The organism is Achromobacter mucicolens, from assembly GCF_029866465.1.
GTDB classification, from domain to species: Bacteria; Pseudomonadota; Gammaproteobacteria; order Burkholderiales; family Burkholderiaceae_B; genus Achromobacter; species Achromobacter mucicolens.
Window position 1 is genome coordinate 2,095,368 of the sequence record NZ_CP123364.1, and the last position, 13,327, is coordinate 2,108,694.

Sequence of the window (13,327 nt, forward strand, 5' to 3'; positions counted from 1 at the left end):
TATGATCGACTATTCCGTTCGAAAGATAATTAGGCGGCGTTTGCTAAGATAATTTCATTTGCTTTAACAATAGGCCCGTGCGGCGGGCAGCCAAAGGCATGGATCGATTCCAGGAAATGCAGGTGTTCGTGCGCATTGCGGAGCGCGGCAGCTTTACCAAGGCCTCCGATGACCTGCGCATTCCGCGCGCCACGGTGACCAACCTGATCAAGCGCATGGAGGCCCGGTTGGGCGCTCGCCTGCTCGAGCGCACCACGCGCCAGGTGCGGCTGACGCACGACGGCGAGGCCCACTACCGGCGGTGCGTGCGGCTGCTGGCCGACCTGGAGGAAGCCGATGGCGCGTTCCTGGATACGGCCCCCAAGGGGCTGCTCCGGGTCAATGCGCAGGGCACGCTTGCCCGCTTTTTCGTGATGCCCGGCCTGCCGGACTTTCTGAAGCGCTATCCCGACATTGCCCTGCACTTGGGCGAAGACGACCGGCTGGTGGACCTGGTGCGCGAAGGCGTGGATTGCGTGCTGCGGGCGGGCGTGCTGCAGGATTCGACGCTTGTGGGGCGGACGATTGCGCAGATGCCGCAGGTGACGGTGGCCAGCCCCGCGTATCTGGCTCGACATGGCATGCCGGACAGCGTGCAGGCGCTGGAAAAGCACCTGGCCGTGGACTACGTGTCCAGCGCCACGGGCCGCGCGGCGCCGCTGGATTTTTGGGTCGATGGCCGCATCGTGCAGGTGCGCCCGCGCGCGGTGGTCAGCGTGAGCGGCGCCGAGCTTTACACCAGCGCGGCGTTGGCGGGCCTGGGAATGGTGCAGGTGCCGCGCTATCGCGTGGAACGCGAACTAGCGGCGGGGCACTTGAGGATCGTGCTGCCCCACGCGCCGCCCGCGCCGATGCCGGTGTCGGTGTTGACGCCGCAGAACCGGCAGGTGCCGGCGCGGGTGCGCGTGTTCACGCAGTGGCTGGCGGGCGTGTTTGCCGCCGCCTTCGATCAGACGATGCCGGTCAGGTAGAACACGCCGATCACCAGGAACACCGACAGCGTCGATATCAGGGTGATGGCGAAGATATCGCCATAGGACTGGCGGTGCGTCAGCCCCGTGACCGCCAGCAGCGTGATGACCGCGCCGTTGTGCGGCAGCGTGTCCATGCCGCCGCTTGCCATCGCAGCAACCCGGTGCAGCACTTCCATGGGAATGCCGGCCGCCAGGGCGCCGTCGATAAAGGTCTGCGACATCGCGGCCAGCGCGATGCTCATGCCGCCGGAGGCCGACCCGGTGATGCCGGCCAGCGTCGTCACCGCCACGGCTTCGCCGACCAGCGGATCGGGAATGGCCTTTAGGGCCTGCGCCACCAGCAGAAAGCCCGGCAGCGCGGCGATGACGCCGCCGAACCCGTACTCGGCCGCGGTGTTCATCGAGGCCAGCAACGCGCCCGACACGGCGCTCTTGCTGCCCTCGGCAAAATGCGACTTGATGGCGCGAAACGAGAACAGCAGGATGGTGACGATGCCCGCGATCAGCGCACCCATCACGGCCCACAGCGCCACCTGTTCGTCCGCGTTGACGGGCAGGGGCTTGGGCAGGCCGGGCAGGTCCACTTCGGAACCGGCCGGGTACCAGCCCGGGATCCAGCGCGTCAGCAGAAAGTTCATCACCCCCACCACCACCAGCGGCAGCAGCGCGATCAGCGGATGATGATTGCGTTCGGCGGGGGGCGTGGCGGGTTCGTTGCGCAGGTCCGTGCCGTAGGTCTCGCCGGCCGCGGCGGCGCGCTTGCGGCGCCATTCCAGGTAGGCGATGCCCGCGGTCAGCGTGAACGTGGCGCCGATGAGGCCCAGCCAGGGCGCGGCCCAGGTCGTGGTCTCGAAGAAGGTCGTCGGAATGATGTTCTGGATCTGCGGCGTGCCCGGCAGCGCCGTCATGGTGAACGTGAAGGCGCCCAGCGCGATCGCGCCCGGCATCAGACGCTTGGGGATGCCGCCCTGGCGGAACATCTCGGCGGCAAACGGGTACACCGCGAACACCACCACGAACAGCGACACGCCGCCGTAAGTCAGTACCGCGCAGACCAGCACGATGGCCACGATGGCGCGCTCGGCGCCGATCAGCCGCAGCACCGCTTGCACGATGGCGCGCGAAAAGCCCGATAGCTCGATCAGCTTGCCGAACACGGCGCCCAGGAGGAACACGGGGAAGTAGAGCTTGGCAAAGCCCGCCATGCGCTCCATGAAGATGCCCGAGAACACGGGCGCCAGCGCCGACGGGTCCGTCAGCAGCACCGCGCCCATCGCCGCAATGGGCGCGCAAAGGATGACGCTATAGCCTCGATACGCCGCCAGCATCAAGAACGCCAACGCCGCCACCACGATGAACAATCCGGTCATTCGGTACTCCAGGAATGAAGAGACAAGGGGTGTGGGGCTACACCTTAACGTATCGGGCGGTCAGCGCGCTGCCATCAAATCCGCCGCCTTGTGCGCCAGTTCCGCGACGCCGAAGCTGGTGGCCAGCGCGTGGGCATCAAGATCGGCCAGGGACACCCAGCGCGCGTCGCGGGCATCGTCGCCGGCGACCGGTTCGCCTGACACCCAGCGGCACAGCACCGCGATCAGGATGAAGTGGCGGCGCAGGGCGCCTGCGTCGTCGCGGTCGAACACGTCGACGGCGTCGAAGACGTGCAGCGGCTCGGCGGTGACGCTCGTTTCTTCCAGCAACTCTCGCGCGGCCGCATCGGGAAGGCGTTCGCCCGCATCGATCTTGCCGCCCGGAAACGCCCAGCGGTCCTGATCGGGCGGATTGGCGCGGCGCACCAGCAGCACGTGGCCGTCGCGCACGACGGCGGCGATGGTGGCGGCGATGGGGCGCGGGGCGGGTTGGGTCATGCGGGTCTCCAGCGGCAGTCAGGCATGCGGCAAGGATACGCCGGTCCGGTCACACCTCTTCGATGCGTTGGCTGGGGGCGAACGGCGTGCCCAGACCGAGCAGCGCGTAGATGCGTTCGGTGATGCGCTGGCGCCGTGTCGGCCTGCCCATGCGCCACCGCATGTCGAGCCACAGAAGCGGCAGCGCAAAGCACAGCCAAACCAGCAGGAACATCCCCAGGATGAAGAGCGCGAGTTCCGGAAAGTCGCCCTGCAATGCGTCGGGGTCCATGAACCAGGTCAGGCCAATCAGAAACAGCCAGACCGCAAGCATCAGGCCGCCGATGGCCTTGAGCAGGGGCGCGCGCTGGTTCATGCCGACGCCGACCGGCGTGTCGCGGCCGGGAATGGCGCGGAATCGCAGATGACACATATAGGCGCGCCCGTCCTCCAGATTGCGCAGCGCATACACCGCATGCGGTTCGCCCGGAACCGGCTGGGCGTTGACGGCCATTTCAACGGCATCGTCCTGCGCCAGGAACGGCTGCCAGCTTCCCAGCGATTCATCGACCGTCATCAGGAACGGGCGGCCCTGGATGGAAAAGCGATAGTGGCCGTAGGTCGGGCCTTTGTGCACATGCCGCGTTTCATGCGTGATCCCGTCGAGCTGCCCCCGGATCAGGAGCAGGGGCGGATCGCCATCCTGCGTCAGCGCAGCGGGTTCGTGCCGGGGGCGCGGGGCGGCTGGCGCGGCTGAAGTGCCCGCCATGGCCGCTGGCCGCCGGGCGGGATCGAACTGCGCCTCGCTGGCGAGAATGCGTGGCCGCTCGCGGCGGTTGTGCCAGAGGACATGCAAGGCATTCGCGGCAAGTACCAGCCCCATCAACGCGATCACCAGCGCGAACACCATCAGGAATACGCGCGGCAGCGTCGCGATCCCGGACAGCCACGCCGCACCCAGCGCGATCACGCCCACGGCGCCGCAGATCGCGGCCTCGCGCCCGCTACGCCGTTGCGCGGTCTGGTAGGTGAGCGGAGCAATGGGATCGCCCCGCGCCGGCACGGCCCAACAGAAGCGGTTCAGGCCATGCTGGGCCTCCAGCACGCCAATGCGCACGGCCGTGCCTTTGTCGTGGAAGGCGCGCAGCTGGGCGATGTGCGATGGGTCCAGCCCGGAACCCCAGAGGATTTCCGCGCCGACCCGCAGGAAGACATCGTTTCGCCGGACCGGCGTTGCGAGCCGGATCTGGTCAATCTTTCCCTCGATGATGCGGGCTGCGCGGTGTGGCATGTCGGAGCGGCGAAGGCAAAGCCGCAAGGATAACGCGGCGGGCGTTTCCCGCGGCGGGCGTTTCCCGCGGCGGGCGTATCCCGCGGCGGGGGTTACCCGCCGCGGTTCCCATCAGCCGCGTCCGCCCGCCGCAGGACCGCCTGCCGCGCTACTTCTTCACCAGCGGGCACGTCGACCGGGACAGCGGCATGAAGGCCTGGTCGCCGGGCAGCGTGGCCACCAGCTTGTAGTAGTCCCACGGCCGCTTGGACTCCGACGGCTTTTTCACCTCGAACAGGTACATGTCGTGGACCATGCGGCCGTCCTCGCGGATGCGGCCGTTGGTGGCGAAGAAGTCGTTGATGGGGGTGGCCTTCATCTGCTTCATGACGGCAGTGGGTTCGTCGGTGCCCGCCGCCTGCACGGCTTTCAGGTAGTGCATCACCGACGAATACGTGCCCGCCTGGCTCATGTTGGGCATCTTCTTGAGCTTGTCGTAATAGCGCTGCGACCAGGCGCGGGTCTGGTCGTTCATGTCCCAGTAGAAGGCTTCCGTCAGCGTCAGGCCCGCGGCGGCGTCCAGGCCGATGGCGTGGATGTCGTTGATGTACAGGAGCAGGCCCGCCATCTTCTGCCCGCCCTTGGTCAGTCCGAATTCGCTGGCCGCCTTGATGGCGTTGACTGTGTCGCCGCCCGCGTTGGCCAGCCCGACGATCTGTGCCTTGCTGGCTTGCGCCTGCAACAGGTACGAGGCAAAGTCGCTGGAACCCAGCGGGTGGCGCGAGGCGCCCAGCACGGTGCCGCCGTTGGCCTTTACGACGTCGGTGGCCGAGGCCTGCAGGGTGTGGCCGAACGCGTAGTCGGCCGTCAGGAAGTACCAGCTCTTGCCGCCTTGCTCGACGGTGGCGCGCGCGGTGGTGTTGGCGAGCGACCAGGTGTCGTAGGTGTAGTGCACGGAATAGGGCGAGCACAGGTCGTTGGTGATGCGCTCGGTGCCCGGTCCGCTGAAGACGACGATCTTCTTCTTTTCGCGCGCCACTTCCAGCACGGCCAGCGCGGGCGCGGAGCCGGCGACGTCCATGATGGCGTCGACCTTCTGGGTGTCGTACCACTCGCGCGCCTTGGCGGCGGCGATGTCGGCCTTGTTCTGGTGGTCCACCACCAGCAGGTCCACCTTCTTGCCCAGCACGGTCCCGCCGAAATCGGCGATCGCCATCTCGGCGGCGGTGGCGCTGCCCTTGCCGGTCACGTCGGCATAGACGCCGCTCATGTCCAGGATCAGGCCCAGCCGCACCACGTCGTCAGAGACGGCGGGCGCAGGCGATTGCGCGTGTGCGCCGGCGGCGGCAGCTATCGCCGTGGCGGTAAACAATTGGATGATCGTGCTGCGGCACTGCATTGAAATCCGGGTCTTGTCGGCATGCTTCATGGTTGTCTCCCTGTATGCCGGATTCTTTTCGGATAGTGCGGGCGCGTGTCCTGGTTTTATTGATCTGGCGCCTTGTGTGGGGTTGGGACAGCGGGCGGGCGATGGGTGGGCGATGGTCTCCTTGAGGCGGGTACGCAAGTCGGTCAGCGGTTGGTGAGCAGGTCGAATTCCATCCGCACTTTGCGAAACGGAAATTCCAGCCGCGCGAAATACACCACGCGGCCGTCGATGCAGGCATAGCGGCGCAGTTCGGCCACCGGCGAGGACACGGGAATCTGCAGCGATTCGGCCGACTCCTGACCCGCCTCGATCACGTTCAGGACCTGGCGCGCTTCGGAGATGCGCGCCCCGTAGAACTGGTCCAGCACCGGCGCGACGGTGCTCTTCTGGATGCGGGCGCGATGCTTGCGAAAGAGGCCGCTGTCCAGAAAGACCTCGCTGTAGCAGAAGGGGCCTGCATCGGTCGTGTGGATGCGCCGCAGGTACTGGAAGCTGCCGCTGCGGTCGGCGCCGCACGGCATGCCGAGCGTGTCGGGCAGGGGGGAGTCGGCATTGGACTCGACCAGCGACACGGTGCCCAGCTGGTTGCTCAGCTCGACGGTTTCGGCCCAGGTCTTGGGAATGAGCAGCGTGGGCGTTTCCGGCAGCTCGGCGTTCACAAAGGTGCCCGACCCGCGCGAGCGCCGGATGAGGCCGTCCTCTTCCAGCAGGCCGAACGCCTGGCGGATCGTCGCGCGCGAGATGCCGTAGGTTTCCATCAACGATTCCAGCGGCGGAATCTGCTGTCCGGGCCGCCACGTCCGGTTCTGGATGTGGCTGCGAAACAGCGCGGCGGCCTGCAGATAAAGCGGCTGGGGACTGCGCGAAAAAAGCTTGCGGGCGGGCATGGCGGGCGGATGGTTATGACGCGGAACCCGAGAGCATAGCGTCCGCCATCTCGCGCAGCCGGTGCTTCTGGATCTTGACCGAGTTGGCGCTCTCGACCGACGGAAAGGCGTCCAGCACGGTAAACCCGGCGGGCGCCTTGAAACCCGCCATGGCCGCCTTGCACGCGGCGGTCCAACCGGCCGGGTCGGCCTGGGCGCCCGCGTGCAGCAGCACGAAGGCGTAGGGCACGATCTTGCCGTGGCGCGTGGCGCCCACCACCTGGCAGGCGCGCACGCCCGGCAGGGTTTCGACGACCTGCTCGATCTCCACCGGATTGACCAGAAAGCCCGAGAGCCGCAGCGAATCCCCCATCCGGGTCTGGAACACGAATTGCCGGTCGGTCAGCGTATAGCCCAGATCGCCGGTCTTGAAGTAGCCGTCGGCCGTCAGGGCCGCGCGGGTGGCGTCCGGATTGTCCAGGTAGCCCAGCATCAGGCTGGGCGACAGGATCTCGATCTCGCCGGACTGGCCGTGCGGCAGCACCTGGCCGCTTTCGGGATCGCGGGCCCGCACGCGGGCGCCCGGGTAGATCAGCGTGCCGCCGGGCTGGTGCCGCGCCGACACGTCGCCTTCGGCGGGATCGCGCGGCTGGCCGGCCACCAGCGCAATCAGTTCGCTGGAGCCGTACAGGCCGGTCAACGGGACGCCGGCCGCGCGGGCCAGGTCCAGCATGTTGTCCAGCGCGGGCGTGAAGCTGGCAAAACCGAACAACTGGACGGACGAGAACGTGCCGGGCGCGGCGGCCTGCATCATGCCGACCAGGGCCTCATTGTTGGCGTAGGTGTGCGTGACGGCGTGGCGGGCGATGGCGCGTGCCGATTGGGCTGCATCGAAAACGGGCGCGCAGACGACGGGCACCCCGCGGGCCAGGCCGCCCACCAGCGTGGCAAACCCGAAGGCGCCGCAGAATGGCGCGCTGGCCAGCACGCAGGCCCGGTCGTCGTAGCCAAACGCTTGCGCGACCATGGCGCCGTGCCGCAAGAGGGTCTTCTGGTCGTGCAGGACGAACTTGGGCTTGGAAGTAGTGCCGGATGTGGTGAAGCACAGCACGCCGGCATTGGGGTGGGCGGCGGGCGCAGGGTCGGCGCAGGCCAGCAGCGCGTCGTACCGGTGCACCGGTTTGCCGTGCAGCGATGCCGGGGGCAGTTCGTCCGGTCCGGCCAGGGCGACCGCGCCCTGCAACGGCTCCGCATCCACGGGCGCCACGCCATCCAGGATGCCCTGGAAGTCGATGCCCTTGAAGTCGGGCCAGTACACCAGCCAGTCGGCGCGGCCGCGGCCCAGGATGTCGGCCACCTCCACCGACCGGAAGCGCGTGTTGACGGCCAGCACCAGCGCGCCCAGATGCGCGCATGCCAGAAAGGTTTCGACCCAGGCGGCGCAATTGGGCAGCCAGACGGCGACGCGGTGGCCGGGCTGCACACCGATGCGGGCAAGGCCAGCCGCCAACGCGCGGCTGCGCGCGCGCAGGTCGGCAAGGCGCAGCGGCTGGTCGCGGTCGATCAGCGCGATGGCATCGGGCTGACGGGCCGCCAGCGCATCCAGGTGTTGGGAGAACGTGGAGTGGGACAGCGGCATGGCTTATACCGTGGCAATGGGCGTCACGGGCGAACCCACCGCGCCGGGCATGCGCAAGGGCGGGGCGGTCAGCAGGAACCGGCTGCGGCCGTGCGTATGGAGCCAGTCGGCCAGGTCCTTCAGGTACCACAGCTCGGCCAGCGGCACCCCCAGCTTGAACAGGCAATGATGGTGCAGCGGCAGAATGGAGTGGCCCGGGCCGGCGGTGCGCGCGGGATAGGCCTCCACCGCATAGTTGTCGGCGCAGATCGCCGCAATGCCGGACTGCGTGATCCAGTCGAGCAGAGCGGGGTCGGACCCGTCCAGCACCGCGCCGGTTTCCTCAAGCTTGTGCGGATCGGGCTGGCCGTTCATGGCCACGATGGCTTCCGCGAATCCGGTCCGCAGCACCAGCATGTCGCCGGCCTCGGGCACGGCGTCCTGCTCGCGCATGGCGGCCTGGAGCTCGTCATGGCCGACGAGAGTGCGGCCGGGGCCAAACGCGCGCGCCAGATCGACCAGCACGCCGCGGCCCTGCATGCCTTTTTCGGCGTAGCGGCTGACGCTGAGCTTGCGCGCAAAGGAGCCGCCCGGCGGGCAGCAGGGGGCTTGCGCGTTGTCGGGATCCGCGCCGCCAAACACGTCCACGCCGGCTGCGTAGCCGTTGTAGTAGACGCGTCGCGCCTGGCCGTCTCCCTGGATGTCGAACATCGCGCCCACGTGGCACAGTCCGTCCCATTGCGTGGAGTACTGCATGGACAGGGTGACCTGATCGTCCGACAGCACGTCGACCGCCTCGGGCTGCACCTGCGACATGGCGAAGTTCAAATAAGGCGTGCCCTCGCGGAAGGTGGGCTTGAGCGTGGGCGCGTGGCGGCGGGGATTGAGCACGTTGCCGCCGGGCAGATCCAGCGGTAGCGACAGGCAGAAGACCTTGCCGGCTTGCACTTCGCGCACCGCCTGCAGCACCTTTTCCTCGGTCAGGAGGTTCAGGCGGCCCAGTTCGTCGTCGGGGCCGAAGTCGCCCCAGGTGGAACCTTCGGGGCGTTGCGTCCAGCGTTTCATCTGCTTGTCTCCTGTCGGTTTTCTATGTTCTTATGAATATAGTACGTATTTACGTACTTTAAAAAGAAATCCGCAATCAGCGGGTTCGATAGGAGACGAGACCATGACGCATTTGCCGCAGCCGCGCGCCGGATGGCGCATTGCCCTTGCCGCGCTGGCCGTTCTGGCGCTACCCGCAGCCCACGCTGCGGGCTATCCCGAGCATCCCGTGACCGTCGTCGTGCCGTATCCGCCCGGAGGCGGCGCAGACCTCTTTGGCCGTGCCATCGCCAACGCGTTGCAGCCCGGCCTGAAGCAGACGGTGCTGGTCGAAAACAAGCCGGGGGCGGGCGGCAATATCGGCATGGCATACGTGGCCCGAGCCAAGCCGGACGGCTACACGCTGGGGCTGGGCACGATCGGCACGCAGACGATCAATCAGTTTCTCTACAGCAACATGCCGTTCGACCCCGAACGCGACCTGGTGCCGATCGCGCTGGTGTCGACCACGCCGAACGTCATCGCGGTGAGCGCCAAGTCGCCGTACAAAACGGTGGCGGACGTGATCCGGGCCGCCAAGCAGTCGCCGGACAAGAAGCTGACGTACGCATCGCCGGGCATTGGCTCCTCCGTGCACCTGACGGGCGCGTACTTCGAGGCCATGGCCGGGGTCACGATGCTGCATGTGCCGTTCAAGGGCACGTCGGCGTCGCTGCCGGCGGTGGCGGGCGGGCAGGTGGACCTGCTATTTGACAACCTGCCGGGGGCGCTGGCGCAGATCAAGGACGGCAATCTGGTGCGCGGGGTGGCCGTGACCTCGGCCGCGCGGGATCCGTCGGTGCCGGACTTGCCCACGGTTGCCGAGTCCGGGTTGCCTGGTTTTGACGTGACGGCGTGGTTCGCGCTGTACGCGCCGCGCAATACGCCCCAGCCGGTCGTCGACCAACTGATCGCCGCCGCGCGCAGCGGGTTGCAGACGCCGGCCATCGCGGCCAACTTCGCCACCATGGGCGCCAAGCCGGGGACGCTGTTCGGGGCGGACCTTGCCGCGTTCGAAGCCGCCGAACGCAAGAAGTGGGGCGGACTCATCAAAGACCAGGGAATCAAGGCGCAATGAACCCACCCATCGCTCTCGTCACCGGCGCCAGCCGGGGAATCGGCCGCGCCATCGTGGCGCGCCTGATCGAAGACGGCTTTCAGGTCGTCAATTTCAGCCGTACGTCGCCCGAGACGCTCCTGCCGGGGGAAACGTTCCGGTCAGTGGACCTGTGCGACGCGGCCGCAACCATTGCCGCCGCCCGGGAGCTTGCGGCGCAGCAGCCGGTGCTGAATCTGGTCAACAACGCGGGCATGATCCAGGTCGCCAACATCGAGGACATCACGCAAGAGGAACTGGCGCGCACGATGGCGCTGAACCTGACCGCGCCGATCCTGCTGATGCAGGCGCTGCTGCCAGGGATGCGGCAGGCGAAGTATGGGCGCGTGGTGAACATCGGCAGCCGGGCCGCGCTGGGCAAGGGCGGGCGGTCGGTGTACGGGGCGTCGAAGGCCGGGCTGGCGGGCATGACACGGACCTGGGCGCTGGAGCTGGCGGGCGATGGGATCACGGTGAACACCGTGGCGCCGGGGCCGGTCGCGACCGAGCTGTTCAATCAATCCAATCCGCCAGGTGCGCCGAAGACGCTGGCGCTGGAGGCGGCGATTCCCGTGGGGCGGGTCGGCCAGCCGAATGAGGTGGCGCATACCGTGTCGATGTTCCTGGATCGGCGTGCCGGGTTTGTTACGGGGCAGGTGCTTTTTGTTTGTGGGGGGATGTCGGTGGGGTTGGTGGGGTGACGGGGGGATTGGGCTTGGCGTTGGTGTTGCCGTTGCCGTTGCTGGTGCTGGTGCCGGTGCCGGTGCTGGTGCTGGTGGTCGGGCGGGGTTCTTGAGACGCCCGGCGCGGCGTGGGCCTGGGGCGGGCGGGGCTCCGATTGCGGTCCGGAGCCTTCGCTCCGGACTACCCCGGGCTCAACCTCGTACGCCTTCGGCTCCCTTCGGTTTCCGCCGGGCGCATCTAAACGCCCCGCCCACCCCAGGCCCACGCCACACCGGGCTCTATGGTTGAATCTTTACGGGTGGCGGGGGGAGCTGGGTTCTTTAGGTTCTTGCACACGGTTGGGTGTTAGAGAAAGGTCTTGCGGGGCCCGCCCCCGGGCGGCCGCGCGGGCGGCCTTCGTGGGCTTACGCGGTGTCTTGCGTCGTCGCGATGGCGCTTCGCGTGTGGCTGCTTCTGCGTCTGGTGTCTGACACCCTGGTGAGATTGGCTTCATACCAAGTTCATCTACCGAGGGTGTCAGACACCGGCAGCGGCAGACGATGCTGATCGCCGGCACCCGGGTGGCAGCAATTGTCCTAGGTGTCTGACACCCTGGTGAGATTGGCTTCATATCAAGTTCATCTACCAAGGGTGTCAGACACCGGCAGCGGCGGACGATCGGCGGCCGCGCAGAGGTGCTGCCCCGACCACGATGACCGCAACGTCGGGCGGCCTTCGACGATCTCACGCGGCCTTGCCGTTATTGCCGGGGCGCTTGGGCACCGGGCCCACGTGTTGCTCGACGGCCTTCCTGGTCATCTTGCCGGCGCTCTCAAGGGCGCCTGCGCGCTCCTCGCGCAGGCGTCGCAGGACTTCGGTGGGCGCGACGCCGAAGTGCGCGGCGAACTTGCGTTGGAAGGTGCGGCGCGACATCTGGCAGGCGTCTGCCATGTCGTCCACCGACCAGCGGGCCGATAGCCGCGCTTCCATTTTTTCGACCAGTTCGCGAAACGGGGCGGCCACGCGGTCCTGCAGCCGCAGCGTCTGGCTGTATTGGCGCTGGTCGCCGTTGCGGCGCATGAAGACGACGAGGCGGCGCGCGACCTGTTGGGACAGCGCGGCGCCGAAGTCGCGCTCGATGAGCGCCAGCGCGAGGTCGATGCCGGCCGTGACCCCCGCTGACGTCCAGTATTTGCCGCTTTCGATGAAGATGCGGTCGTCGTCGACGCGCAGGCCGGGGTAAAGCTGGCGCAGCCGGTCGGCCGAGCGCCAGTGTGTGGTGACCGCGCGGCCGTCCAGCAGTCCGGCCGCCGCCAGTACGAACGCGCCGGTGCAGACGCTGCTGGTGCGGCGCGTGCCGGCGTCGCGCCGCCGCAGCCAGGCGCGTGTTTCGCCGTGCGCCGCGGCCCGGTCGACGCCGGGGCCCCCGGGCACCAGCAGCATGTCGATGGGCGCATCGCCGTCGGCCTCGAAGGTGCCGTCGACCTGCATGCGCAGCCCCTGTTCCCACGTGGCGACGATTGGCGCCGCCGCGATGGTGTGCAGGGCGTACAGCTGGCGGCCCGCCTCTTCGTTGGCCGAGCTGAAGGCCTGCCACGGTCCGGCCAGGTCCAGCGGCTGGAAACCGTCGTACAGCACGAACATCACGCGTTGTGGCGCGGTTGGCGCGATTGGCGCATTTGGCGCGCATTCTGGCGCGCCGTGCGTGGCGCGTTCGCCTATGCTGGGTTCTGGCGTTTCCATGGGAGCATCGTCATGAAGGTGAATATCGTCTTGTTCGAAGGGCTGACCCAGCTTGATATGACCGGGCCTTACGAAGTGCTGGCGAACGCGCCGGGATTTACGGTGGATTTTGTCGCAAAAACGATGGAACCGGTGCGTTGCGACCGGGGATTGTGCTTCGTGCCCACGCAGACGATCGCGTCGGCGCAGCCTTGCGACTTGCTGGTCGTGCCGGGCGGGCCGGGCACGGATGACGCCATCGTCGACCCGGATTGGGTGGCGTTCACCCGCCAGCAGGGCCAGGCCGCGAAGTACCTGTTCGGCATCTGCACGGGTTCTTTGCTGCTGGGCGCGGCCGGCCTGTTGCGGGGCAAACGGGCGTCCAGCCATTGGCGGGCGCGGGAGCTCCTGGCGCGCTTCGGCGCCACGCCGAGCGACGAGCGCCTGTGCGTGGATGGCAACGTGTTCACCGCGGGCGGCGTGACGTCGGGGATCGACATGGGGTTGAAGGTGGTGGCGGCGCTTTGCGGCGAGGACGTCGCCAAGCTGATCCAGTTGCAGATCGAGTACGACCCGAAACCGCCGTTTCCGGGCGGCACGCCGAAGACGTCGGACCCGGCGATCGTGGAACGCTATCTGGCGATGTCGCAGGCGCGTTTCGAGCGGCGCCGCGCGGCGGTGGACCGGGCGGCGGCGGCCATGCCCTGACCGTGCCGCGCC

At 67.9% G+C, this 13,327-nt stretch carries 12 protein-coding genes; 4 read left to right on the top strand and 8 right to left on the bottom strand.

Annotated features, from left to right (window positions below; all coding sequences use genetic code 11):
- The first annotated feature begins 98 nt into the window (after positions 1-98).
- Positions 99-1,010, top strand: a complete 912-nt coding sequence (locus QEP15_RS09535; protein ID WP_152384052.1) for a LysR family transcriptional regulator — start codon at positions 99-101, stop codon at positions 1,008-1,010.
- Here the strand turns inward: QEP15_RS09535 and QEP15_RS09540 are convergent.
- From QEP15_RS09540 to QEP15_RS09570, 7 genes are all read right to left on the bottom strand, one after another.
- Entirely contained in the window at positions 989-2,383 is a 1,395-nt protein-coding gene (locus tag QEP15_RS09540; protein ID WP_152384053.1) for a GntP family permease, read from the bottom strand. The genes QEP15_RS09535 and QEP15_RS09540 overlap by 22 nt on opposite strands.
- A gap of 60 nt (positions 2,384-2,443) precedes the next feature.
- The gene (locus QEP15_RS09545) at positions 2,444-2,881 is read right to left on the bottom strand and encodes an NUDIX hydrolase (protein ID WP_152384054.1); all 438 of its coding nucleotides are present in this window, start codon (positions 2,879-2,881) and stop codon (positions 2,444-2,446) included.
- Between the two features lie 49 nt (positions 2,882-2,930).
- A complete protein-coding gene (locus tag QEP15_RS09550) occupies positions 2,931-4,151 on the bottom strand; it encodes a hypothetical protein (protein WP_279990535.1) in 1,221 nt (406 codons plus the stop codon).
- Between the two features lie 148 nt (positions 4,152-4,299).
- Positions 4,300-5,529, bottom strand: a complete 1,230-nt coding sequence (locus QEP15_RS09555; RefSeq protein ID WP_416372814.1) for an ABC transporter substrate-binding protein — start codon at positions 5,527-5,529, stop codon at positions 4,300-4,302.
- Positions 5,530-5,702: 173 nt separating this feature from the next.
- Entirely contained in the window at positions 5,703-6,446 is a 744-nt protein-coding gene (locus QEP15_RS09560) for a GntR family transcriptional regulator (RefSeq protein WP_108696996.1), read from the bottom strand.
- A 13-nt stretch (positions 6,447-6,459) separates the two neighbouring features.
- A complete protein-coding gene (locus tag QEP15_RS09565) occupies positions 6,460-8,064 on the bottom strand; it encodes an AMP-binding protein (RefSeq protein WP_280148714.1) in 1,605 nt (534 codons plus the stop codon).
- A 3-nt stretch (positions 8,065-8,067) separates the two neighbouring features.
- On the bottom strand, positions 8,068-9,108 hold the full coding sequence (locus tag QEP15_RS09570; protein WP_152384058.1) for a cyclase family protein: 1,041 nt from the start codon (positions 9,106-9,108) through the stop codon (positions 8,068-8,070).
- A gap of 103 nt (positions 9,109-9,211) precedes the next feature.
- Here QEP15_RS09570 and QEP15_RS09575 point away from each other — a divergent pair, with 103 nt between their 5' ends.
- Positions 9,212-10,204: a Bug family tripartite tricarboxylate transporter substrate binding protein gene (locus tag QEP15_RS09575; protein WP_253857043.1), complete on the top strand. Its 993-nt coding sequence runs from the start codon at positions 9,212-9,214 to the stop codon at positions 10,202-10,204.
- Positions 10,201-10,923 (top strand): SDR family oxidoreductase, encoded by a 723-nt coding sequence (locus QEP15_RS09580; RefSeq protein WP_280148715.1) that lies wholly within the window; start codon positions 10,201-10,203, stop codon positions 10,921-10,923. Before QEP15_RS09575 ends, QEP15_RS09580 begins: the two co-directional genes overlap by 4 nt.
- Before the next feature lie 706 nt (positions 10,924-11,629).
- Here QEP15_RS09580 and QEP15_RS09585 read toward each other — a convergent pair.
- Entirely contained in the window at positions 11,630-12,532 is a 903-nt protein-coding gene (locus QEP15_RS09585) for a GlxA family transcriptional regulator (RefSeq protein WP_280148898.1), read from the bottom strand.
- A gap of 108 nt (positions 12,533-12,640) precedes the next feature.
- Here QEP15_RS09585 and QEP15_RS09590 point away from each other — a divergent pair, with 108 nt between their 5' ends.
- On the top strand, positions 12,641-13,315 hold the full coding sequence (locus tag QEP15_RS09590) for a DJ-1/PfpI family protein (RefSeq protein WP_217617882.1): 675 nt from the start codon (positions 12,641-12,643) through the stop codon (positions 13,313-13,315).
- Positions 13,316-13,327: the final 12 nt, after the last annotated feature.